General features: G+C 54.3%; 21 protein-coding genes. 11 read left to right on the forward strand and 10 right to left on the reverse strand.

Annotated elements, in window-relative coordinates; translation table 11 throughout:
* The first annotated feature begins 135 nt into the window (after positions 1 to 135).
* On the forward strand, positions 136 to 1,203 hold the full coding sequence (gene rlmM, locus A6R74_RS04115; RefSeq protein ID WP_064233196.1) for a 23S rRNA (cytidine(2498)-2'-O)-methyltransferase RlmM: 1,068 nt from the start codon (positions 136 to 138) through the stop codon (positions 1,201 to 1,203).
* Positions 1,204 to 1,238: 35 nt separating this feature from the next.
* Here the strand turns inward: rlmM and A6R74_RS04120 are convergent, their stop codons facing one another.
* On the reverse strand, positions 1,239 to 1,526 hold the full coding sequence (locus A6R74_RS04120; RefSeq protein ID WP_064233197.1) for an antibiotic biosynthesis monooxygenase family protein: 288 nt from the start codon (positions 1,524 to 1,526) through the stop codon (positions 1,239 to 1,241).
* 29 nt (positions 1,527 to 1,555) lie between these two features.
* On the opposite strand from A6R74_RS04120, the gene tusA reads away from it, so the two are divergent.
* A complete protein-coding gene (gene tusA, locus A6R74_RS04125; RefSeq protein ID WP_064233198.1) occupies positions 1,556 to 1,810 on the forward strand; it encodes a sulfurtransferase TusA in 255 nt (84 codons plus the stop codon).
* 154 nt (positions 1,811 to 1,964) lie between these two features.
* Here the strand turns inward: tusA and A6R74_RS04130 are convergent, their stop codons facing one another.
* The 3 genes from A6R74_RS04130 to A6R74_RS04140 all read right to left on the reverse strand — a co-directional run bounded on the left by A6R74_RS04130 (position 1,965) and on the right by A6R74_RS04140 (position 5,180).
* Positions 1,965 to 2,660, reverse strand: coding sequence for a hypothetical protein (locus tag A6R74_RS04130; RefSeq protein ID WP_064233199.1), 696 nt, complete (start codon positions 2,658 to 2,660; stop codon positions 1,965 to 1,967).
* A gap of 109 nt (positions 2,661 to 2,769) precedes the next feature.
* Positions 2,770 to 3,759 carry a DUF3080 family protein gene (locus A6R74_RS04135; protein WP_064233200.1) on the reverse strand — a complete coding sequence of 330 codons (990 nt, stop codon included), beginning with the start codon at positions 3,757 to 3,759 and terminating at the stop codon, positions 2,770 to 2,772.
* A 2-nt stretch (positions 3,760 to 3,761) separates the two neighbouring features.
* Positions 3,762 to 5,180, reverse strand: coding sequence for an MATE family efflux transporter (locus A6R74_RS04140; RefSeq protein WP_064233201.1), 1,419 nt, complete (start codon positions 5,178 to 5,180; stop codon positions 3,762 to 3,764).
* A gap of 138 nt (positions 5,181 to 5,318) precedes the next feature.
* On the opposite strand from A6R74_RS04140, the gene A6R74_RS04145 reads away from it, so the two are divergent.
* Positions 5,319 to 5,903, forward strand: coding sequence for an elongation factor P hydroxylase (locus A6R74_RS04145; RefSeq protein WP_276204770.1), 585 nt, complete (start codon positions 5,319 to 5,321; stop codon positions 5,901 to 5,903).
* Here the strand turns inward: A6R74_RS04145 and A6R74_RS04150 are convergent.
* Together A6R74_RS04150 and A6R74_RS04155 are read right to left on the reverse strand one after the other, a co-directional pair.
* Complete coding sequence (locus tag A6R74_RS04150; RefSeq protein WP_064233203.1) at positions 5,900 to 6,382, reverse strand: hypothetical protein; 483 nt, start codon at positions 6,380 to 6,382, stop codon at positions 5,900 to 5,902. The genes A6R74_RS04145 and A6R74_RS04150 overlap by 4 nt on opposite strands.
* Before the next feature lie 13 nt (positions 6,383 to 6,395).
* Positions 6,396 to 7,247, reverse strand: coding sequence for a TatD family hydrolase (locus A6R74_RS04155; protein ID WP_064233204.1), 852 nt, complete (start codon positions 7,245 to 7,247; stop codon positions 6,396 to 6,398).
* Between the two features lie 237 nt (positions 7,248 to 7,484).
* Here A6R74_RS04155 and A6R74_RS04160 point away from each other — a divergent pair, with 237 nt between their 5' ends.
* The 5 genes from A6R74_RS04160 to A6R74_RS04180 are packed head-to-tail and all read left to right on the forward strand — an operon-like array spanning position 7,485 to position 14,386.
* The gene (locus A6R74_RS04160) at positions 7,485 to 8,741 is read left to right on the forward strand and encodes an ABC transporter substrate-binding protein (protein WP_064233205.1); all 1,257 of its coding nucleotides are present in this window, start codon (positions 7,485 to 7,487) and stop codon (positions 8,739 to 8,741) included.
* Between the two features lie 39 nt (positions 8,742 to 8,780).
* Positions 8,781 to 10,334, forward strand: a complete 1,554-nt coding sequence (locus A6R74_RS04165) for a fatty acyl-CoA synthetase (protein ID WP_064233206.1) — start codon at positions 8,781 to 8,783, stop codon at positions 10,332 to 10,334.
* 2 nt (positions 10,335 to 10,336) lie between these two features.
* Complete coding sequence (locus tag A6R74_RS04170) at positions 10,337 to 11,479, forward strand: acyl-CoA dehydrogenase family protein (RefSeq protein ID WP_064233207.1); 1,143 nt, start codon at positions 10,337 to 10,339, stop codon at positions 11,477 to 11,479.
* 26 nt (positions 11,480 to 11,505) lie between these two features.
* Complete coding sequence (gene bktB / locus A6R74_RS04175) at positions 11,506 to 12,693, forward strand: beta-ketothiolase BktB (RefSeq protein WP_064233208.1); 1,188 nt, start codon at positions 11,506 to 11,508, stop codon at positions 12,691 to 12,693.
* Between the two features lie 40 nt (positions 12,694 to 12,733).
* On the forward strand, positions 12,734 to 14,386 hold the full coding sequence (locus A6R74_RS04180; RefSeq protein ID WP_064233209.1) for a fatty acid--CoA ligase: 1,653 nt from the start codon (positions 12,734 to 12,736) through the stop codon (positions 14,384 to 14,386).
* 5 nt (positions 14,387 to 14,391) lie between these two features.
* Here the strand turns inward: A6R74_RS04180 and A6R74_RS04185 are convergent, their stop codons facing one another.
* Positions 14,392 to 15,405, reverse strand: a complete 1,014-nt coding sequence (locus tag A6R74_RS04185; protein WP_082906594.1) for an AraC family transcriptional regulator — start codon at positions 15,403 to 15,405, stop codon at positions 14,392 to 14,394.
* 167 nt (positions 15,406 to 15,572) lie between these two features.
* On the opposite strand from A6R74_RS04185, the gene A6R74_RS04190 reads away from it, so the two are divergent.
* Complete coding sequence (locus A6R74_RS04190; protein ID WP_064233211.1) at positions 15,573 to 17,489, forward strand: ATP-binding cassette domain-containing protein; 1,917 nt, start codon at positions 15,573 to 15,575, stop codon at positions 17,487 to 17,489.
* Between the two features lie 62 nt (positions 17,490 to 17,551).
* Here the strand turns inward: A6R74_RS04190 and A6R74_RS04195 are convergent, their stop codons facing one another.
* A complete protein-coding gene (locus A6R74_RS04195) occupies positions 17,552 to 18,004 on the reverse strand; it encodes a universal stress protein (RefSeq protein ID WP_064233212.1) in 453 nt (150 codons plus the stop codon).
* Positions 18,005 to 18,199: 195 nt separating this feature from the next.
* Here A6R74_RS04195 and A6R74_RS04200 point away from each other — a divergent pair, with 195 nt between their 5' ends.
* Positions 18,200 to 18,766 carry a hypothetical protein gene (locus A6R74_RS04200; protein ID WP_064233213.1) on the forward strand — a complete coding sequence of 189 codons (567 nt, stop codon included), beginning with the start codon at positions 18,200 to 18,202 and terminating at the stop codon, positions 18,764 to 18,766.
* On the opposite strand, the gene slyA is transcribed toward A6R74_RS04200, so the two are convergent.
* Positions 18,745 to 19,197, reverse strand: coding sequence for a transcriptional regulator SlyA (gene slyA, locus A6R74_RS04205; protein WP_064233214.1), 453 nt, complete (start codon positions 19,195 to 19,197; stop codon positions 18,745 to 18,747). The genes A6R74_RS04200 and slyA overlap by 22 nt on opposite strands.
* Before the next feature lie 76 nt (positions 19,198 to 19,273).
* Positions 19,274 to 20,428 carry a DUF5924 family protein gene (locus tag A6R74_RS04210; RefSeq protein WP_064233215.1) on the reverse strand — a complete coding sequence of 385 codons (1,155 nt, stop codon included), beginning with the start codon at positions 20,426 to 20,428 and terminating at the stop codon, positions 19,274 to 19,276.
* A gap of 234 nt (positions 20,429 to 20,662) precedes the next feature.
* Between A6R74_RS04210 and fadB the strand changes: the two genes are divergently transcribed.
* Positions 20,663 to 22,849 (forward strand): fatty acid oxidation complex subunit alpha FadB, encoded by a 2,187-nt coding sequence (fadB, locus tag A6R74_RS04215; protein WP_064233216.1) that lies wholly within the window; start codon positions 20,663 to 20,665, stop codon positions 22,847 to 22,849.
* Positions 22,850 to 22,864: the final 15 nt, after the last annotated feature.

The raw sequence follows: 22,864 nt of genomic DNA on the forward strand, positions 1-22,864 counted from the left end.
ACTCACCACTCACTACTCACTACTCACCACTCACTACTCACTACTCACACTAATAGTGCTAAATAAATGCTATGATGCGACCCAATTAATTAGCTAGCCGTCACCGTTTGTGACGGTCGGAATAAAGGTAAAAAGGTGAGTGAAATAGTACCTACGTCGTGGCTCGTCTACTGCCGTCCAGGGTTTGAAAATGATGCCTTAGCAGAAATGCAGCATCACGCAGCATTAAACGATGTAGGGTGTGAATCTTCTTATGGCGAGGGTTGGGTAAGCTTAACGCGCATCGATGGCGAAGCGGTGAATGAATTACACCGTCAAGCCGCATTTAAAAAGCTTATCTTCGCGCGCCAAAGCTTGGCTGCGCTACCTGCACTTACTCTGTCACGTGACGACCGTTTGACTGCTATTCTGGAGCAAGTCAAAGCCAGCCGTTGGAGCTTTGAAGAGATTTGGCATGAAACGCCGGATACCAACGATGGCAAAGCGCTAGCGGGGCTGATTAAGGCGCTGACCAAGCCACTGGAAAGCATGTTGAAAAAACGTGGTGCGTTAAGGCGCAGCGCGGGCGCACGGCGCTTACATATTTTCTGGACTGATGGTGATCAGGTTCAGTTGGCGATGAGCTTTCCAGGCAATCGTAGCGATCTAATTAATGGTATTCGTCGATTGCGCTTTCCCTCCCGTGCTCCCAGCCGTTCAACGTTGAAGTTGGAAGAGGCGTGGCACGAGTTTATCCCTAGGGAAGAGTGGGAGGAGCGACTTGCACCGCATATGCAGGCAGCTGACTTGGGGGCCGCCCCGGGCGGCTGGACATGGCAGCTAGTGCAGCGGGGTATGTACGTGTACGCCATCGATAATGGCCCCATGGACTCGCAGTTGATGAAGACCGGGCAGATCGATCATCTTAAAGAGGATGGCTTTACCTGGGAGCCACCGCAGCGCCTAGACTGGCTAGTTTGCGATATTGTTGATAAACCAGTACGGGTATTAGCCATGGTGGAGCGCTGGCTGATTCGTAAATGGTGCAAAGAGGCGATCTTTAACCTCAAATTGCCCATGAAAAAGCGCTGGGATGAAGTCACACGCTGCCTAACGGTATTAGAAGGGGCGCTGGATAAGGCTGGCGTGCAAGCCAGCGTATCATGCCGTCACCTTTATCATGATCGTGAAGAGGTAACGGTGCATGTTCGGTTGAGAGATTGATAGGTTGTGATATCGATAGATCGAGCAAAAGCTATTTAATAGCCAGGTTCGTAAATCCGGATAGTTTCATCTTCGGTTAACAGCGGTAAAATACGCTGCATGGCCATTGCCCGCGCTTCGCTTGAGTGCCACTCCTTCCAAGCGCGGATGTCACGCCATTTGGTAATCATCAGTCGACGATCGGTATGGCCAAGCTCTACCAGTGTTTCACCACCGATGAACCCCCTTACGCCAAGTGAACTGCGCATTGCCTCCCGCGCTGCTTGTTCAAATTCTTCTTCAAGTCCGGGCATAATTCGCCGTTCGATGATAACTTTAATCATACTTTCTGTTTCCCACATCGAGGATATTGATGGCTGATAATACGGGTACGTTACCCACCTTTGACGCGGTATTGGACACCACAGGACTCTACTGCCCAGAGCCGATTATGCTGATGCATAACAAAGTGCGCGATATGGCGTCAGGTCAAGTGCTCAAAGTGATTGCCACCGACCCCGCTACAACGCGAGATGTGCCCAAATTTTGTCAGTTTTTAGGGCATGAACTGCTTGAACAGGACACCTCCTCTGAGAGTAACTACCTCTACTTTATCCGTTTGGCATAGCCGTTTGGAATAACCACTTGAGATGATTCTTAGAAACAGCTCTTAGAAACAGTTTTTAGAAACAGTTCTTAGAAACAGTGCGAAAAACCAAGCGAGGCCCACATCGTCTAAGTGATAGTGGCCTCGCCGACAGTTGCATAGTTGATGCGCTTAGTTAATCACTTGCCACTACCATCATGGCTAGCGCATCAAGCGTTTCTGGATCTTCTTCCAGTATACGATTGGCGATATGGCGCTGGAAAAAGTAAACGGTTTGATGGCGCGCGTGGGCGCTGTATAGGCACTTATCCCCTAACAAGATTGGTGTCATCGTCGCTTTATTCTCGTCGGCAAGTAGTGCATCAAGACTGCCGTCGCTATAGAGACGCCAGCCGTAAACGGGCTTCATATGCCAGGGCGAGTTGGGGTGATTCATGCATAGTGCGTGGGTGCCCAGAATGTCGGGAATTTGCTGAATGAGGGTGACTTCGCCAGAGGCCTCATAATCAAAGTATTCAGCCGCCGCGATTAGCTCGTGGTATTTGTGATCGGGTGGTGTGTCAAAAATTTCTTCCGTTTCAGGATCACGGTAACCCACGAAGTAGCCGTTCTCCTGGCTATTCAGGTCATGGCAAGCTGCCAGGGTTTCCATCCACGGCACCAAACCGATGACGCTACCGTCCTCTCTTAATCCCCAGGCCAAAATAGGCAAGCCATAAAAGGTGTCGGGACTCGCAGCGAGTTGGTACACCATCTCTAAACCGTCTAGCTCAGGGGCTAAACGGACTAGGCACTTTTGCGCTTGCTGACGCTGGCGCACAGTTTCCAGGTCGATGACCTGGGCAGAGCGGGGTGACAGGGATGCGCCCATTGTGTCCCTCCTTATGCTGCGTGGTCATCAGATTGGCAAAGCCTACTCATTTACCTCTCATAACCACAAATAGCACAACTTGCTCTTAAGGTTAAGGGTTCTGCGCTTTTTAATTATCAAAGCAAGGTGGAAAGCGCTCTCGTAGCGCCTGATGCTGGATAAGTGCTTGCTGAAACTGACCCCAGGGCGCTTGGGCATTGTTCAGCGAAAGCCAGCGTGTTTGATAGCGTTGGATCGCTATTGGCTTGTCTACATGCTGCGCGTCAATTAAGCGATTGATCGCTGTTAGCCACCGTTTGGCTGTGCTTGCTAAGGGCTCAACTGACGCTGTCTCCCAGCGACTTAAGCAGTGCGCGGCATCACTGTGCTGAGTTAGCAATGCATTCGCTTCCGTTAAGCGTTGAGTAGCGAGTAGTAGGGCGCGTAGCACTTCAGCGGTCAGTGGTCGCTCTTGCAGGTTTTTCAAATGGTTCTCAAGCGTTGCAGAGTCTTGCTGCCAGTCGGGGTCAAACTGGTGGTCAGTCATTTGTTGCAAATAATTAATGGCGTCAAGCTGGTTAGTAATAGCGTCTTCTTCGACGTTGCCTAACGGCTGGCTTGCCCGTGAAAAGCTTTTAACCCATTCGCTGGAGTCAAAGATAGCGTTCCAGCTTACCGCGGGCAACTGCGCTGTTTTGGTCGCTGTTAATTGTTCTAGGCGCGTTCGATCTTCATTGCTTAACTGATCGGGAACTTGGCTATTTAAGCAGGCGCTTAGTCGCTGCCATAGCGTGCGCTCATATAACCACTGTTGGCTAGGCGGCGCTACACGCCCCAGTTGGTTATTACGTGCGGCGACTAGCGACGTGATTTGACATTCGCGCAGTGCGTAAACATTCAGCAGGCTATCTCGCGTTTCGGGAATATAAATAAGCCGCTCGGAGCGCTCAGGGAAGTCACCAATATTAACTGGGTCAGCTCGTTCAATGCCTGGCTGTGCTAGGTCATCGGCGAGTTGTTGGTGATAAGCCTGCCACTGCTGCTCAGCGGGATTATCGCCACAGCCAACCAGCAGGGTACTTAGCGCTATTGCTAGAGAAAAAAGTCTCCATCGAACCATGCCTACCCCCGAATACTAATACGCTGTAACCGCCAGCCGAGTAACACTGCCGCAGTGCTTAGGCCAGCAATCAAGCCAATCCAGTAGCCATGAACCCCGAGTGGAGCAACCATATCACCTATTCCCCGTGAGCCCAGCCAGTGTCCGCCCCCCAAACCTACAATCCAGTAAGAGAGCACCGTAATCACCATGACAATGCGGGTATCCTTATAGCCGCGCAAAGCACCAGCTAAATTGACCTGCAGCGAGTCAGAGAGTTGAAAAATAACCGCTAGAGCAATGATCGACAGCGCTAGCGCTTGAATCTCGGCATTCGAAGTGTAAAGCGAAATGACGGGCACAGCGGTTACCCATAGCAGGATGCTGTTAAACGCGGCGACACAAACACTGACCACAATACCGTTCCAGGCAACTTGGCGGGCGAGTGTCAGGCGCTGCTGCCCAAGTGTATTGCCCACCCTGACGGTCAGCGCCATGCTCAACGACATAGGCAGCATAAACAAAATAGTGGTGAAGCTAAGCGCTATTTGGTGAGCACCCACGGTGACTTCGCCAAAACTGGCAATAAACAGCGCAATAAAGGTAAACAGGGTAACTTCGACAAAAATAGCTACGCCAATGGGAACACCCACCACTATGAGTTCGCGAATGCCGACCCATTGGGGAGGCGTTAGCTGCTGCCATATAGCGACGCTTTTATAAGTACGTCCTCGGCGCGTGTAGTAGGCCATCGCAAGTGCCATCGTCCACATTGAGAGGGCTGTCGCAATACCACAGCCAAATGCCCCCAAGGCAGGTAATTGTTGCAGACTACTAGGGATCCAGGTGCCAAAGAGATCCACTAATCCCTCGCCGCCGTAGATCAATAGGTAGTTGGCAGGAATATTAACCGCTAAGCCGACCAGGCTTATCCATAGCGCCGGACGGGTATGATTCATGCCGTCGGAAAACGCTCTCAGCGCCTGAAATAGCGCAATCCCTGGCATACCAAAGGCGACGGCAGAAAGATAGGCAGCAGACTGTTGCGCGACCGCTGGAGGCACGTCCATTGCCTTGAATATCGGCATAACGGCTGACCAGAGCAGTGCTGCTGCGGCGGCGCCCAACAGTAACGCAACCCAAAGCGCCTGATGGACTGCCGGGCGAATAGCCGTGTGGCGCTGGCCACCCAGTAAATGCGCAACGATGGGTGTAAGCCCCATCAGCGTGCCGGTTATAAACAGCATCAGCGGCATCCATAGGCTAGAGCCTACCGATACGGCTGCGAGTGACGTGGCATCATGCCGACCTGTCATCATGACATCGACAACACTCATCCCCGCTTGAGCCAGCTGTGCGCCGCAAATAGGCAGAGCCAAATAGACTAAGGCTCGGGTTTCTGGCCAGTAAATCGATTTAAGTTGTTGAGTAAAGCCGCCCACTTGTTGGCTCCTAATGGATAAAGTTATTCACGAAAAGTCGTTATATTAGCAGGCGCGCCACGCTTATGGTGGCAAGACGTTAGCTTGCACCAACAGGGCAGGTATAATGCGCCAAAATCGATGACAAATGAGGCCAATGTGAGTGACACGCAGGAGCGATGGACGCTCGAAGACATCATGGCGCTTTTTGATGGAATTTTTGCTGAGCGTTATCAAACTCGATTGATTCGCGGGGGAGATGAACCACTCTATCGTCCTGCCAACAGCGTGAGGCCGTATCATCAGGTGATTTTTGCGCGGGGTTATTATGCCAGCGCACTACACGAAATCAGCCATTGGTGTATCGCAGGGGAGAAGCGGCGCCAACAAGAGGATTACGGCTACTGGTACTGCCCCGATGGTCGCAATGCCGAACAGCAGAGGGCCTTCGAGCAGGCTGAGATAGCCCCACAGGCGTTGGAGTCTATCTTCACCCGCGCCTGTGGACGCGTGTTTCACGTTAGCGTGGATAATTTAGGTGGCGATGTAGCAGTAGATTTTGAGACCTTTGCAGCGCGAGTAGAGGCGCGCTCCCAGCGCTACCTGGCAGAGGGCTTACCAGCTCGGGCAGGCGCATTTCAAGAGGCGCTGGAGCGCTTCTACGGCCACCAAGAGGCCCTTAACCAAGCGGTGGCTGGCGGCTTGGCCATTTTAGATCAAGCCGATCATGTTATTAGCGGCTAATGATCATCGTCGGTAAGGCGCTGATGCATCGACAGCATCACCTCCAGCTCATGCTCGGGGCGCATCGGCTCTAACCCTAGCTCGCTGAATGTTTCGCGCCGCTGACGATGCCATTCGCCAGGGGTAAGCGAAGGGTAAAGCACCGAGGCCGGAGCTAACTCCACGAAAGGGTCTAACCCATAGGTGTCAAACAGCCGCGCGAGTGCCGCTTCGTCGTCACCATTGTCGCTGGTATACAGAGTGGCGGAGAAGTGATCGTTCTCCAGCTCGCGAATTACCTCTAGCGGACTAACCCCTAGGCTCTCCAGCTCTTCCATGCTGTAGGAGCCCATGGCATTGGTATCTTCTTTGATCCAGCTATCGTCCGGCTGAATCAATGTTTGTTTAACACGCCCATCGGGTAGCGACCAAGCGATGGCGAGCGGAAGGCCATCATCTTCGCCGGTTTCAATGGCTATAAACCCTGGATAGTCGTCCACGCTATTACTCCTGTTAAGATTCCGTGGGAAGACGGAAAAAACGCTGGGCGGTTTGTGTGGTTGCCGCCCCTAGCTCAGCTTCGCTAACCCCATGCCACTGGGCAATTTCGCGAACAATCCACGGCAGTAATGCCGGTTCGTGTCGGCGGCCCTTTAATTTCGCCGGGAGATTGCGGGGCAATAGATAAGGGCAGTCGGTTTCTACCATTAATCGCTCAAGCGGTATATCGCTAACCAGAGGGCGCAAGTGGTGACCACGCCGTTCGTCGCAAATCCAACCGGTCAGGCCTATATGCAAGTCTAGGTCGAGATAGCCAAACAGCGTATCGCGGTCGGCGGTAAAACAGTGCACGACCGCGTGGCTAATATCGTTTCGCCACGCATGCAGTATTTCACGCATCCGCTTGCCCGCATCCCGCTCGTGTAAAAACAGCGGCAAACCGCTTTCCACTGCAAGCGCCAGCTGTGCTTCAAGGGCCCGCTCCTGCTCCTGGGGCGTCGAGAAGTTGCGATTAAAATCCAGACCGCACTCACCGACAGCGACGACTTCCGGCATAGCATGCAGGGCCGCCATGGCGCGCTCAAGGCTCTTGTCCCAGCGACTAGCGTCATGGGGGTGAACGCCCGCCGTGGCATAGAGGCCAGAATACTGCTTGGCTAGCGCAACCGCTTGTTCGGCATGCGCAAGGTCGGTGCCGGTAACGATCATGGTCGTTACTTGTGCCGCCTGGGCACGCCGGATCACCGCCTCAAGGTCGCGACCAAAGCTTTCATGGGTTAGGTTTGCGCCAATATCCACCAAATGTGTATCAGAGCGAAACTGAAGTGCTTCGGGTAAAAAGTCATCGGCATAAGCGGTGGCCAAAGGTGTCTCCCGTTCAATATGCAAAGGCACCATTGTAACGGTATGCGCAAGCATCGACTAATGGTGTGTTTAAACTGGCAAGGGGGTAGATATGGCACGAATTGCAAAAAATCTGGCTTGATAGGTAAACAGCCACGGCCTATTAGCGCCTAAGATGAATCTGAGCTATTGCTTGCTACTTCACTGCTATCGATTCAATAACAGCCCTTAATAACAACAAAAGAGAGCCACATAACAATGCAACTATCTTATCTTTCATCTAATCGCACATCTCACCACCGTTTTGCTACTTCAACCCTCGCCGCTGCCATTTTGATGGCCAGCTATGCGCCCACTACCGTTGCCGCCGAGGGTATCTCTGATAATGAAATCCGCATCGGCTATTTAGCCGATATGTCTGGCGTTTATCGCGACCCTATTGGCCCATTGGGCGAAGATGCCATCAACATGGCGATTGAAGATATCGGTGGCAGCGTCAACGGCGCCAATATTGTGGTGTTTAGCGCTGATGATCGGAACAGCCCTGATGTGGGCTCAAGCGTGGTGCGTGAATGGATCGACGAGCGTAATGTCGATATGGTCACCGGGCTGGTGGCATCTTCTGTCACTCTAGCGGCAGTGAGCCTGTTGGAAGAGGCGGATAAACTCGGGCTGGTGAATGGTGCCGTCTCGTCAGGTATTACTAATGAGCACTGCTCGCCTAACCATATCCATTGGGTTTACGATACCTGGGCAATGTCCAACGGAACCGCAAAGGCAATTACCGATGAGGGCCACAAAAACTGGTACCTGTTAAGCGCCGACTACTCTTTTGGTCATGCACTGGAAGCTGACGTCACCCGCGTCGTGACAGAAAACGGTGGTACCATTGTGGGCAGCGCCCGCCATCCTTTCCCCAGCAGTGATTTCTCCTCGTTTATGCTCCAGGCCCAAGCCTCCGGCGCTGATGTGATTGCGTTAAATAACGCCGGTGGCGATACCATTAATGCGGTGCAAACAGCCGGCGAGTTCGGTATTACCCAGGCGGGACAGATCCTGGCGGGAATGGTGCTGTTTAGTACCGACGTGCGCAGCATCGGGCTGGAAAACGCCCAGGGTCTGCAATTTACCAAAGCGTGGTACTACGACCTAAACGATGAAACCCGCGCATGGGCCGAGCGCTTTAAAGAACGAACCGGCAGCATGCCCACCATGGTACATGCAGGCCTCTACTCTAGTACGCGCCACTACCTGGAAGCGATCAAAGCCACTGGCACTGATGATACCCAGACGGTTCGTCAGCAAATGGCCGATACCCCCATCAACGATATCTTCGCCACCGGTGGCTACATTCGTGAGGATGGCCGCATGGTTCACGATATGTATTTAGTGGAAGTTAAAACCCCCGAAGAATCTCAAGACGAAGATGATCTCTTTCATATCATCCGTACCATTCCTGCAGAAGAGGCCTTCCGTCCACTGTCAGAAAGTGTCTGCCCGTTGGTTAACAGTTAAGTCACTGCCAATTCACGACAACAACTCAGAGGATTTGGCATGTCTGAAACGTCCGTTATTCAGCAAAATACCATTGGGGCAGCTCTAAGCCGCAGTGCTCGAAAATATCCGCACCAGCTAGCGCTAATGTTTGGTGAACGCCAGTGGCGCTACTCAGCGCTCAATCAAGCAGCCAACCGGGTAGCCAATGGCTTGTTGGCATCCGGGCTTGCCCCAGGTGATCGGCTGGCGGTGTATGGTAAAAACTCCGATGCCTACGTCATTGCCTGGTTGGCAGCTACGAAAGCGGGGTTAGTACATGTACCGATCAACTTCGCGCTAAGCAGTGATGAGCTGCACTACATTCTTGACCAGTCGGGGGCCGCGGGTTTACTCAGTGATGTGAGTCTCGCCGATAAAGTAAGTGCCGCTACCGAAGGCTTGGATCTCGCCTTGATGGGCACTCTGCATGCGGATCAAGGGCGGGATGCAGAAAGTTTTGATGTACTCGTTCATGCTATCTCAGAGCTCAATAGCGAAGAGCCAAGTGTGACGGTCGACGGTGCCAGCCTTGCTCAGTTGCTCTACACCTCGGGCACCACCGCCGCACCAAAAGCCGCGATGATGACCCATCAGGCACTGATGGCTGAATATATGGCCTGTATGGTCGAGCTTGATATCAAAGGCAGCGAGGCCATGCTGGCCGCACTGCCGCTTTACCACTCGGCGCAAATGCATGTCTTTCTGATGCCTGCCTTGTTATTGGGTGCCCCTGTTTACTTGCTGGAAGCACCGCTTCCTGAGCTGTGCTTAAGCGCCATAGCCGAGCACCAGATTGTGTCCTTTTTTGCCCCACCCACGGTCTGGATCAGCTTGCTGCGCCACGCTGAATTTGAGCGCTTTGACTTAAGCACCCTCAACAAAGCCTATTACGGTGCCTCGATTATGCCGGTGCCAGTACTGGAAGAGCTGCAGCAGCGGATACCGGGCGTAGGGCTCTATAACTGCTACGGGCAGAGCGAAATCGCCCCCTTGGCGACCGTGCTGCGACCTGAAGAGCACGCCGAACGGCCCGCTTCCGCCGGGCGGCCAATCCTGACGGTGGAAACCCGCATCGTCGACCTTGAGATGAATGACGTACCTCCAGGAGAGCATGGAGAAATCGTCCACCGCTCACCGCAGCTCATGAAAGGGTACTGGGATAAAGCGGCGATGACGGAAGAGGCTTTCCAGGGTGACTGGTTTCACTCAGGGGACGTGGGCTACTTCGACGAAGCGGGCTACTTGTATGTCGTTGACCGTATTAAGGACGTGATCAATACCGGGGGCATCCTGGTCGCTAGCCGTGAGGTGGAGGAGGGGCTATTTAAGCACCCGGCGGTATCCGAAGTGGCGGTGATTGGTCAGCCCGACGAGAAGTGGATCGAAGCTATTACGGCAGTGGTGGTATTGAAAGAGGGCCAAGAGGCAAGCGAGGAGGAGTTGATCCATCACGCCAAAACGCTGATGGCGCCCTATAAAGTGCCTAAACGCATTCTGTTTGCCGATGCGCTGCCCAAGAGTACCGCAGGCAAGATCCTCAAGCGTCATTTGCGTCAAGATCTCAAGGAGTGAACATGGACGCGCAAACCACCGAACTGTTTCACGCCATGATCAAGCGCTGCCTTAACCATGAGGTCGCCCCTTTTTACGATGAGTGGGAAGCGGCGGGCGAAATGCCGCGCTCACTGTGGCATGCGCTGGGCGCTGCGGGCCTGCTCGGTATTGACCTGGACGAACAGCATGGCGGATCGGGCGCTGATATTGCCATCACCCAGCTGGCGTTGGAAGAGCTCTCCCGCCAAGGGTTTGGCGGCCTCGCCAGTGCCTATAACATTCATGCCAATATCGTGATGCCCTACCTGCAAAATCTGGGCACAGCTGTTCAGCAGGAGCAGTGGCTGCCTGCCATGGCCCGAGGCGAGTGTCTTGGCGCCATTGCCATGACTGAACCCCATGCGGGGAGCGATCTGGCGTCAATAAAAACCCGCGCAAAGCGCACTGCCGACGGCTGGGCGTTAAGTGGCAGCAAAATCTTTATCACCAATGGCCAGTTTGCCGACTTAGTCATTGTGTGTGCCAAAACGAATCCTGCCGCCGGTGCCAAAGGGGTCTCGCTGTTTTTGGTTGATACCCACTTACCTGGCTTCTCGCGGGGTAAGCCGATTAAAAAGATCGGTCAGCACGCCAGTGACACCGCCGAACTTGCCTTTGATCAGATGCAACTGCCCCATGATGCGCTGCTGGGTGAGGAGGGCGCTGGGTTTCGTTACTTGATGCAGGAGCTGCCACGTGAGCGCCTGGGCGTAGGAGCACAAGCCCTGGGAGCTGTGGAGGGTGCGCTGGCGCTTACTTTAGCGTACGTGCAGCAGCGCCAAGCGTTTGGTCAGCGGGTGGCGGATTTTCAAAATACCCGCTTTACCCTGGCAGAAATTAAAGCCCAGTTGGACGTCGCTCGGGCCTACTTTGAGCACTGCGTCGCAAAGTATCGACAGGGCACTATGAGCAGCACGGATGCGGCGATTTTAAAACTGCAGCTAAGCGAGCTGCAGTGCCAAGCGGTAGATCGCTGCCTGCAGTTGTTTGGCGGTTATGGCTACACCCACGAATACCCCATTTCACGCTTTTATCTCGACGCCCGGGTGCAAACCATTTACGCCGGTAGCTCGGAAATCATGAAAGAAGTCGTTGCGCGTTCATTGTTGGGCAAAGTGGCTTAGCTAGGCGGCAAGTACAGGAGATAAATATGCGATTAGATGATGTCGTAATTTTAGGCGGTGCACGTACCGCGATTGGTGGTTTTGGTGGTTCGCTTTCAACAATGGCGCCGTTTGAGCTGGGCACGATCACCGCTAAAGAAGCGCTAAGGCGAGCAGGTGTTGAGGGTGGAGATATCGATCACTCGGTATACGGTCACATTATTACCACCGGCCCCCAGGATGCCTATTTGGCGCGGCATATCGCGCTGGAGGCTGGTGTACCGAAAGAGGCGGGGGCATTCAACGTCAATCGGCTGTGTGGTTCAGGTGTACAGGCGGTTGTGTCTGCCGCCCAGCAGATCGCAATGGGCGATAGCCGCTTAGCGCTGGCAGGGGGCGCGGAGTCGATGTCGCGGGGTGCATATCTGCTGCCGCCCCAAGCGCGCAACGGCGTGCGCATGGGCGATGTGAACATCCAGGATCTAACACTAGGAGTGCTCAGCGACCCTTTTGGTAGCGGCCATATGGGCTGCACCGCCGAGAATATCGCTAAGCAGTATGGCTTAAGCCGAGAGCAGTTAGATCAGTTTGCCCTTGAGAGCCATCAAAAGGCGGCGCGTGCCATCAAGGAAGGTCGCTTTGACGATCAAATCGTCGCGGTAGAGGTCATCAGAGGTAAGCAAACAGTGCTTTTCTCTCGCGACGAACACGTGCGCGAAGGCGTTGAGCTTAGCGATTTAGCGCGGCTTAAGCCTGCCTTTCAGAAAGACGGCGTGGTGACCGCAGGCAATGCCTCAGGCATCAACGACGGCGCGGCCACCTTGGTGCTGGCCCATAGCGATGAAGCCGCAAAGCGCGGTTTAGCGCCCAGGGCGCATCTACGCGTTGCCACGACTGCAGGCGTCGATCCAACGCTAATGGGCCTGGGGCCGATTCCAGCGGTAAAGCGTTGCCTGCAGCAGGCGGGGCTTAGTATCAACGATATTGATGTGATTGAATCAAACGAAGCCTTTGCTGCCCAAGCCATGGCGGTGGCCGAAACGCTCGGTTTCCCGCTAGAGAGGTTAAATCCCAACGGTGGCGCGGTTGCCTTGGGACATCCAGTAGGGGCCACAGGGGCTATTTTGATACTTAAAGCCCTTCACGAGTTAGAGCGTATTAACGGCCGCTACGGGTTAATTACGCTGTGTATCGGTGGCGGGCAGGGTATTGCCCTACTTATTGAGCGCGCCTAAACCGAATTGATTGCACAAGAATAAATTTAAAGGAGCTATTATGCCTTCAGTTACCCCGAAAATTTTACCTGCCGCGGCCTCTGCGACTAACCCTGCACTAATGATTGGCGACCTGCTGGAGGCGGGCGTGCGTATGGCGGGGGACAACCAAATTGTCTACCGGGATCAGAGCCGCCACAGCTACGAGCGTTTTCGTGAGCGGGTGCATCAACTGGCCCATACGTTGACGTCGCAGGGCGTTCAAGCTGGTGATGTGGTGGCAGTGCTAGATTGGGATAGCCACCGCTACCTGGAGTGCTTCTTTGCCATTCCGATGATTGGTGCGGTAATGCACACGGTGAACATTCGCCTAGCCCCGGAACAAATTCTTTATACGATGGAGCACGCAGAAGACGCTTTTGTGATCGTGCACGAAGAGTTTGTGCCGCTGCTTGAGCCGCTGGCCGATAAGCTACCTCGAGTGCGGGGCTACCTGCTGTGTCAGGAGGCCTCGCAAACAATCGATACCTCGCTGTCACTGGTGGGCGAATTTGAAGAGCTATTAAGCCAGCAGCCTACTCACTACGATTTCCCTACTTTTGATGAAAACGCCGTTGCCACGCTGTTCTACACCACCGGCACGACGGGTAACCCCAAAGGGGTTTTCTTCACCCATCGCCAGTTGGTGCTGCATACCTTGGGCGAGGCGAGCGCTTTCCAAGCCCCCGGCTTTGAGCTGCTCAACCGCGACAAGGTCTATATGCCGATTACCCCCATGTTTCACGTTCATGCCTGGGGTGTGCCCTATACCGCCACGCTGATGGGGGCTACCCAGGTCTATCCGGGACGCTACGAGCCAGAAATGCTGGTCAAGCTATTGGTTAGCGAGAAAGTTGACTTCTCCCACTGCGTGCCAACGTTGCTCAACATGGTGGTGAGTGCCGAGGCGATTGCCTCAAAACAGGTCGACCTCTCCGGCTGGAAAGTATTGGTGGGCGGTAGTGCGTTAACCCAAGCGCTGGCAAGCAAAGCATGGACACTGGGGATCGACACCCGCAGTGCTTACGGTATGTCGGAAACCTGCCCGCTGCTCACCGCCGATATTCTACCGCGGGATATTGGTGACGCTGATTTTGAGACCCAGCTACCCTGGCGCTGTAAAGCGGGTCTGCCAATTCCGTTGGTCAAGTTGCAGGTGGTTGACGCGGACGGCGAGCCGCTCCCCAACGATGGTAAAAGCGTTGGTGAAGTGCGTGTTCAAGCGCCCTGGCTGACCCAGGCTTACTACAAAGAGGAGAAGCGCAGTGCGGAGCTGTGGCGTAACGGCTGGCTGCATACCGGAGATGTGGGCTCACTCGATGAGCGAGGTTTTTTGACCATTAGCGACCGCATTAAAGACGTGATTAAAACCGGTGGCGAGTGGCTTTCGTCGTTAGAGCTAGAGAGTTATATAAGTCAGTGCCCAGGCATTGCCGAAGTGGCGGTGATTGGGGTGGCGGACGATAAGTGGGGGGAGCGACCGGCCGCGCTAGCCGTTCTTGTTGATCTAAACAACCCACCGACGACGGAAACCGTGCAGGCGTTTCTAGAGCAGTTTGTCACCCAGGGCAAACTCAACCGCTGGGCGATTCCCAGCATGATTCGTTTCGTCGATGAGATACCCAAAACTAGCGTGGGCAAGCTGGATAAAAAACGTATTCGCACCGAAATCTAGCAGCATTAATTAACTCTGCCCGCCGTACGCGCTTTTCGATACGCGGCGGGCGAGTTGCCCGTCCAGGTTTTGAAAGCTCGGCTAAAGCAGGCGAGATCCTCAAAGCTCAATGCTTCTGCAATATTGACAAGGGGCTTCTCACTACAGGTGAGTGCCTGAATAGCGACATCGCGGCGGTACTCATCCTTGACCGCTTGAAAGTGGGTGCCCTCCCTTTTTAAATGCCGTGCCAGCGTGCGTGCAGACATATGTAGCGCGTCAGCAGCGCTATGCACCGTACCTGCCGTCAATAAATGGCGTGAAAGGTGTTCCCGCACCCGGTGAGTGAGCAGGCGATCGGCAAACGACACATAGAACCAGTCCGCCGGGGCACGTTTGAGAAAAGCGCCCAGGTGCTTCTTGGTTTGTCGGATAGGGTGATCAAGCAATCCGCGATCAATATAGATGGCGGTTTGTGGTTGATCAAAGCGAACCGTGCCGGGGTAAAAGTAGAGATAGTCAGCGCTGTGAGGCGGCTGGGCGTAAGCGCACTCCATCAAAATGGGCGGTATCTTACGCGCAATCATCCACGACGCGATGCCATGAAACAGCTTGAGCATTAGCTCATGGATTAAAATGCGGCTGCCCGCCAACGGTGCATTCTCCACCAGTGCCATGCGGGCCAAGTCACCTTCAAGGGTAAACGCATAGCCAAAATCATCGAGCAGAATACGAAAAAACTGCGTATAGCGATGCAGTGCCACCTGCAGGTTGGGTGCATCCAGCATGCTTAAACACAGCAGTTTTAGGGTACCACCACGCAGCGGGCGGGAGAAAAAACCGGGTGTTTCGTCATCCAGTTCGTTAACTAAACCGCGATAGAGCTCGGCAAACTGCTCAACAGTGACACGACCATTAGGCGCTGAAAGTAAAAAGGGCGAGATTCCCGCCCGTTCCAGGTAACGGGTAGGCGACGTATCGCTGTCCGGTAACCCTTTAAACAGCTCGTTTACAAAATACATCGAGACGGTCACCGTCACTGTCAGCCCGCCTTTGAAAAAGTGTCTTTTAATCGGGTTATTTTACGTGCTGGGAAAACGTTACCACGCTGCTGGTCTCTGCTCCATACGGTTCAGTGCTACAACGTTCCCCCTCCCGGCGCGCTCATGCGTTACACTGTGCGCCTCACGATTAAGGAGGACACCGCGTGACCCTGTTACGACTCGAACAGCTGCAACTCGCCTACGGCACCCATGTATTACTCAATCGCGCCGACCTAACGGTTGAAAAAGGCGAGCGGCTAGCGCTGATCGGGCGCAACGGCACCGGTAAGTCCACGCTGTTAAAATTGGTGGCAGGGGATATCCTGCCCGACGATGGCTCAATCTGGCGCGCACCAGGCCTTAAAATAGGCGTTTTGTCTCAAGAGTTACCTGAGTCATCTGGCCTGACGATTTTCGATATGGTGGCTCAAGGCCTGCCGGAAGCCGGAGAGCTGCTCTCCGAGTACGACCACCTTATCAATGATCCCGACCCCAATATGGATCGCATGGCGACCCTGCAAACCCGCTTGGAAGCTATCGATGGTTGGTCGTATCACCAACGCATTGATACCGTGCTTACACGCCTAGGATTGCCCCCCGCAGCAGAAATGAACTCGCTCTCCGGCGGTTGGCGCCGCCGTGTGGCGCTGGCTCGCGCTTTGGTCGCTGAACCTGATCTTTTACTGCTTGATGAGCCCACCAACCATTTGGATTTAGACACTATCGCCTGGTTGGAAGAGCAGCTACTGGCCTTTAACGGTGCGGTACTGCTGATTACCCACGATAGGGCTTTTCTCTCCAAGCTAGCGACCAATATTCTGGAGTTGGATCGAGGCCAGCTAGGGCGATACCCCGGCAAGTACGTTGAGTATCAGGCCCGCAAGCAGCACGAGCTGGAAGTAGAGGCGCGGGAGAACGCCGAATTCGATAAAAAACTCGCCCAGGAAGAGGCTTGGATTCGTCAGGGTGTTAAAGCTCGACGTACTCGCAACGAAGGGCGTGTAAGGGCGCTCGAAGCAATGCGTAACGAACGCAGCCAGCGTCGTGATCGCCAGGGTAATGCCAACTTGACGGTTGATCGCGGCGAGCGCACTGGCAAACGTGTGGTAGAGCTGCAAGGCGTCACCCAGCGGTTTGGCGATGACGTGATCCTGCGCGATATTAACCTTGAAGTGCTGCGCGGCGACCGTATTGGCTTTCTAGGCCGCAATGGCGCGGGCAAGACAACCCTGCTGAAAATCCTGCTGGGCGAGTTGGAACCCAGTGAAGGCAAGGTGCAGATGGGTACCAATCTAAAAGTGGCCTATTTTGACCAGTTGCGCGCAGGGCTCGAACTGGAAAAAACGGTTTATGACAACGTTGCGCAAGGTAGCGACCGCGTCAGCGTGGGCGGAAAAGACCGCCATGTAATGAGCTACCTGCAGGATTTTCTGTTCACGCCCGAGCGGGTACGCCAGCCGGTAAAAGCGCTTTCCGGCGGCGAGTCCAACCGTTTGCTGCTAGCCAAGCTGTTTACCCAGCCAGCTAACGTGCTGGTGCTCGATGAGCCGACCAACGACCTTGATATGGAAACCCTGGAGCTGCTTGAAGAGCTGCTGCTTGATTTCGATGGCACGCTGCTGTTGGTCTCCCACGACCGAACCTTTATGGACAACGTGGTCACGAGCATGCTCGCCTTTGAAGGCGAGGGCGTGGTGCGTGAGTACGTGGGTGGCTACACCGACTGGATTCGCCAGGGTGGCAAGCTGCCACCGGCACCTTGGGAAGGCGCGGCGCGTCAGCGTACCGAGCCTACTTCTGAAGTGCCCAAAAAGGTCGCTGAAGCACCGGCTACGCCAGCGAAAAAGAGCGTCAAACTCTCTTACAATGTGCAGCGTGAGTTAGATGCACTGCCCGCCGAAATCGAGCGTCTTGAGGGGGAAGTCGAGGCGTTAGAAAGTGAAATCGGTGACCCAACGTTTTATCAGCAGGATGCTGACGCCGTGACGGCTAAGCTACAAACGCTTGAAAAAGTGCAAAAGGCGTTAGAAGTCGCCATGGAGCGCTGGATGGAGCTGGAAGCGATGGCTGCAGGTGAGTAAGCTTGAAAACGTTAAAAGGCGCCGTATGGGCGCCTTTTTTGTAAGCGATATAACGCAGTAGTTTATTCGTCGCTCTTTTCGCCTTTCTTGCCCACGCGTACTGCGAGTACGTCGCATTGGGCGCCGTGCAGCACACCGGTAGAGGTTGAGCCCAACAGCAGGGCAAAGCCATGGCGGCCATGGGAGCCCACTACGATCAAGTCCACATCGTGGTCTTCGGCAAAACGGTGGATTTCGGTATCGGGCATACCAACGACAACGTGCTGATCGGCTTCGGCAATATGTGGGGCGGCAATTTCGGCCAAGCGTTTTTTAGCGTGCTCATCCAGCTGGTCTTGGATGCTGGTCAAGTCCATGGGGATATCGCCACCGTAAGCAAACCCAAGCGGTTCCAGGGTATGCATAATGGAGATTTTGGCTTGTTCGTTACGTTCAGAGATCGCAACGGCACGTTCCAGAATTTTGTGGGAGTCTTTGGTTAGGTCAACGGCAACTAAAATATGGTGATAGCTCATGGCGTATCTCCTTGGCATGGATAGCACTGGTTAACAAAGAAAAAAGCGCTTTGTTCAATGACCTTTACTTTAGATGGCGTGTCCTTTTTTAACAATAGCCAGAGTTTTAACAATGACTTGGGTCAAAACACCGATCTGAGTCATGTCCTTTAGAATAGTGCATACAGTGTGGCTCATGTGGAGGTAAATGTAGAGATGGATTGGTTTATTATAGTCTTTATTCTGATGTTAGTGATTGCGCCCGTGATGTGGCTAAAGCCCAGCCCGCGCCAAAAGCGCCAACAGGCGCTACGTTCACAAATCTCAAATCAAGGCGTCAGCATCAAACTGGAAAAGCCGCCGCTGCACCATTTTAGAGGCACTATGCCCGCCTACCGTTGGCACTTTCCCCAGGAAGGGCCAGGCCCGGATTTTCTGCTGGTAAGAGACAGCAATGCCAGCGAGGCTTTAGAACCCTATTACGCAGGTTGGCGCTGGCGAATAGCTCCTTTGCGCACGCTGCCCAAGGATGCCGCGATACCCTTAAAAGCACTGCTTGAGCGCTTACCCCAGGACGCGCTGGTAGTACAATCAACGCCTTATGCGCTGACGCTTTGGTGGTGGGAGTCGCAAACCGCGGAGCGATTCGCGACCTATCTACCCGAATTTCATCAACTGCGCGATGCCCTGCGTGGCCACGCCGACCAGCCTTTCAGCCAGCCGTTAAAGGGCACTGAGCAGGTGTTGCCCAAAGCCAGTGATCATGAAGCCGGGCTGTCTTGATCGCGTGCTTGTATGGCCAATCCATTTGCTTCGATCACCGCTAACCAGTCGTTGAGTTGCACAAGGTTCTCCTCGCTTAAGCCAGCGAACATCTCCTTGCGCGCCTGTTGGGCAACGTTATCAATCTGTTCCAACAGCGGCATCGCGGCTGGGGTAAGATAAATACGCTTGCTGCGGCGGTCATTGTCGCAGGCTCGGCGCTCAACCAGGCCTTGTTCCTCAAGCTGGCCAAGGGTGCGCACCAGCGAGGGCGCCTCAACACCAATAACGCGGGCGAGGTCGCACTGCGGGTGACCTTCGCCCAGACGCCACAGGTGATACAGCGTCACCCAGCGTGTTTGGGTTAAACCCAACGGCGCCAAACGCCGATCCAAGATGGAGCGCCATAAATGGGGCAAGCGTGCGATGCGAAATCCAATCGTTGAAGCCATAGGTAACTAGCTGCCAATAAATGTGAGTAGGCGAATTGTCATAAGCTGCGCCGCTGAATGCAAGGCGCATAACAATTCAATCTTCCGGCCGCGCTTCTTCATTATTAGGTCGACCAGGCACAAATCGCCGTAAGTTTAATCCACTTAGTCCGCTGGCGCGTATCTCTCCATCCGCTACGGAAGCTTGCTGGCTGTCGTCTGATACTTCAAAACGTATCAGTCCTAGCCTTTGTCCACTGCCCGTCATGATATCGATGCGCCAATCCCCAGCCGGATTTTCAGGGAAGTTTTGTTTGTGACTCCATGCGCGGTATCCCTCCTCGCGTCCGCCGTTGATATTGAGTTCCACAACGTCCATTGGCTCACCATTATGATGCCAAGCATGGGTAATAGTTTCACTTAACCCCCGCGGTGCCCGAATAGCGGTATACACATAAAGGCCATTCTCGCTAATGGCTTGAGGCGTTAGCGTCATTGAGCCCTGAGGGAGGCGTTGATCAACATCAAACGCAGGCGAGAGAGCGCTACTTGTCATCCATAAGCTGGCGGGAGGAACCCAAATGCGTCCAAGCCAAGCCCCATAGGCAAGTAGCAGCGTCAAGACAAAAAAAGCGCACCAGCGTTTGAGCGAGCGCTGCTTAAGCAAGTGCCAAAAACTTGGCAGGGCTAGCAAAATGGTGATTCCCAGGGCCAGTAGCAGACTTTGGCCGGTGGTGAGATGCACCATGATGGGTAGCGTGACCAGGAGTACCAGGAAAACGCACTGGGCATGAAAAACAAAATAGAGACTGCGCCAGCGCTCTGCAACTTTGAAGTAGAGCGGATCGATTATAGATAGCAGCGCCATGCCGCCCACCAGCAGCGCAAACAGCGTTTGTCCGCTATTCCAAACGGTGGTGACTAAAATAAACGGCAGGGTGAAGAAAAGTGTTTCCTGGTGAATCATCTGGGCAATAAAGTTGGTCACGCCTCGTGGGGGGGTGGGGTGCCCACGTCGTGACAACCAGCGGCTGATCAAACCTTCGGAAAGTAATAGTGCCCAGGCGAACAGCAGTCCCAATGCTAATGCAGCGCCTAACCACTGTTGGCGATCGACCAGAAAGAAGCTGCCTAAACCGGCAGCGAACGCCATGGGGGGCCACAGCCAGCTCCACGGCTTTAGCCGTTCGACAATGCTTTCAATACGCCGCTGAACGGCCTCAATGCGCGATGGCGTGAGCAGTGCGCCCATAACAAGGTAACCTACAAAATTAAAAGAAGCGTGATCCTAGCAGTATGAACGCACACAGGGGAGTGCTGGTCTCACTAGATGGGTGAATTAGCCAAAAGTCTGGGCTTGACGTTGCAAGGCAACTCAACCAAGCTAAGGTAATCAAACGACCGTATGAAAGTCGTGTAAAAGCCGTATGAGAAACGTGGCGGGTTCTCTTTTCAGAGCCAGCCCGAAAATGTGGAGAGAACGCGGATGATTTATCAAGGCAACGCCATCACGGTGACACATCGTGACACCCCGAGTGGCAATGATATTGCACTGCTCACTTTCGACCTGAAAGATGAGTCGGTTAACAAGCTCTCCAGCGCTGTGGTAGCAGAGCTCGGCGAGGCAGTGAAGGCCATTCAAGCCGAAAACGGCTTAAAGGGCTTATTGATTGCGAGCGGTAAAGATGTGTTTATCGTGGGCGCCGATATCACCGAGTTTCACGGCATGTTCTCCAAGGGTGAGGGGCAGATTGCCGAGATGCTTGAGCAGGTGCACGGTATCTTCAATGCCATTGAGGATCTACCGTTCCCCACCGTTACTGCTATCAACGGCTTGGCGCTGGGAGGCGGCTGCGAAGTGTTGCTGACCACCGATTTTCGCGTAATGGGCGAGAAAGCCAAGATTGGACTGCCAGAAACCAAACTTGGCATTCTGCCCGGCTGGGGCGGCTGTGTTCGCCTGCCGCGCATTATCGGCGCCGATAACGCCATCGAGTGGATTGCCGGTGGCACCGAGAACCGTGCCGATGCCGCGCTAAAAGTGGGCGCTGTTGATGCAGTAGTAGCAGCCGAGCAGTTGGAAGAGGCTGCGCTGGATATTCTCGACCGTGCCAACGCCGGTGAACTGGATTATCAAGCCCGTCGTGCTGAAAAGACCAGCCCACTGAAGCTCAACCCTATTGAGCAGATGATGGCCTTTGAAACCGCTAAGGGCTATGTCGCTGGTAAAGCAGGCCCCCATTACCCTGCGCCGGTTGAAGCGATCAAAGTGATCCAAAAAGGCGCGGGTGAAGAGCGTGGCCGCGCCCAGGCAATTGAAGCCAAAGCTTTCGCCAAGCTGGCGCTGAGCAGCGTAGCGTTTAACTTGGTGGGCCTGTTCCTAAACGACCAAGTGGTCAAGAAAAAAGCCGGTAAATATGAGAAGCAGGCCCAGCCGGTGAAACAAACCGCGGTGCTGGGTGCGGGCATTATGGGCGGCGGTATTGCTTACCAGAGCGCGTCGAAAGGCACCCCGATCCTGATGAAAGATATCAAGGACGACGCTATCGAGCTGGGTCTGAAAGAAGCCCGTAAGCTTTTTGCCAAGCAGGTAGAGCGCAACAAGCTGACCACCGAACAGATGGCGGAAAAGCTGACCAATATTCGTCCCACGCTCTCCTACGGTGATTTTGGCAACGTCGATCTCGTTGTCGAAGCGGTGGTTGAAAACCCCAAAGTCAAAGACGCCGTACTGACCGAAGTGGAAGGCATGGTGGGCGAAAACACCATCCTCACCTCTAACACTTCAACGATTTCCATCAACCGCTTGGCGCAAAACCTAAAGCGGCCTGAAAACTTCTGCGGTATGCACTTCTTCAACCCCGTGCACCGCATGCCGCTGGTAGAAGTCATTCGTGGCGAGAAGACCTCCGATGCCGCCGTGGCCGCCACCGTGGCCTACGCCCGGGCAATGGGCAAAACGCCGATTGTGGTTAACGACTGTCCAGGCTTCTTGGTCAACCGGGTGCTGTTCCCTTACTTTGGCGGCTTCAGCTTCCTCGTTGAGCAGGGCGCTGACTTCCAGCGCGTTGATAAAGTGATGGAGAAGTTCGGTTGGCCCATGGGCCCGGCTTACCTGCTGGATGTGGTCGGCCTGGATACCGCAGTGCATGCCAATGAAGTGATGGCGGAAGGCTTCCCGGATCGTATGGCCCGCGAGGGTAAAACCGCCATTCAGGTCATGTACGACAATGAGCGTTTAGGTCAGAAGAACGATAAGGGCTTTTACGCCTACGAAGAGGACAAGAAGGGTAAGCCTAAGAAAGTGACCGATGAGGTCGCATACTCGCTGGTCAAAGAAGTGGTGAAGGAGCAAAAAGAGTTTTCCGACGAGGACATCATCGCGCGCATGATGGTGCCGCTGTGCCTGGAAACGGTGCGTTGCCTGGAAGATGGCATCGTAGCCACCCCCGCTGAAGCCGATATGGCGCTGATTTATGGCATTGGCTTCCCGCCGTTCCGCGGTGGTGCGCTGCGTTACATCGACGCCATGGGCGTGGCGGAGTTCGTTAAGCTAGCAGAAGGCTTGGCCGACGAGCTGGGGCCGCTTTACGCGCCTACCGATAAGCTGCGTCAGATGGCTCAAAACAACGAGCAATTCTATTCCAGCAACAATTCTGCTACCCAGGCCTAACCACCACGCACAGGA

This window comes from Halomonas sp. ALS9 (genome assembly GCF_001651035.1).
Classification (GTDB): Bacteria; Pseudomonadota; Gammaproteobacteria; order Pseudomonadales; family Halomonadaceae; genus Vreelandella.

Excerpts from the sequence above, each read along its gene's own strand:
- A6R74_RS04120 (WP_064233197.1), bottom strand. The coding sequence starts at position 1,526 with ATGATTAAAGTTATCATCGAACGGCGAATTATGCCCGGACTTGAAGAA.
- tusA (WP_064233198.1), top strand. The coding sequence starts at position 1,556 with ATGGCTGATAATACGGGTACGTTACCCACCTTTGACGCGGTATTGGAC.
- A6R74_RS04130 (WP_064233199.1), bottom strand. The coding sequence starts at position 2,660 with ATGGGCGCATCCCTGTCACCCCGCTCTGCCCAGGTCATCGACCTGGAA.
- A6R74_RS04135 (WP_064233200.1), bottom strand. The coding sequence starts at position 3,759 with ATGGTTCGATGGAGACTTTTTTCTCTAGCAATAGCGCTAAGTACCCTG.
- A6R74_RS04160 (WP_064233205.1), top strand. The coding sequence starts at position 7,485 with ATGCAACTATCTTATCTTTCATCTAATCGCACATCTCACCACCGTTTT.
- A6R74_RS04165 (WP_064233206.1), top strand. The coding sequence starts at position 8,781 with ATGTCTGAAACGTCCGTTATTCAGCAAAATACCATTGGGGCAGCTCTA.
- A6R74_RS04170 (WP_064233207.1), top strand. The coding sequence starts at position 10,337 with ATGGACGCGCAAACCACCGAACTGTTTCACGCCATGATCAAGCGCTGC.
- bktB (WP_064233208.1), top strand. The coding sequence starts at position 11,506 with ATGCGATTAGATGATGTCGTAATTTTAGGCGGTGCACGTACCGCGATT.
- A6R74_RS04180 (WP_064233209.1), top strand. The coding sequence starts at position 12,734 with ATGCCTTCAGTTACCCCGAAAATTTTACCTGCCGCGGCCTCTGCGACT.
- A6R74_RS04195 (WP_064233212.1), bottom strand. The coding sequence starts at position 18,004 with ATGAGCTATCACCATATTTTAGTTGCCGTTGACCTAACCAAAGACTCC.
- A6R74_RS04200 (WP_064233213.1), top strand. The coding sequence starts at position 18,200 with ATGGATTGGTTTATTATAGTCTTTATTCTGATGTTAGTGATTGCGCCC.
- slyA (WP_064233214.1), bottom strand. The coding sequence starts at position 19,197 with ATGGCTTCAACGATTGGATTTCGCATCGCACGCTTGCCCCATTTATGG.
- A6R74_RS04210 (WP_064233215.1), bottom strand. The coding sequence starts at position 20,428 with ATGGGCGCACTGCTCACGCCATCGCGCATTGAGGCCGTTCAGCGGCGT.
- fadB (WP_064233216.1), top strand. The coding sequence starts at position 20,663 with ATGATTTATCAAGGCAACGCCATCACGGTGACACATCGTGACACCCCG.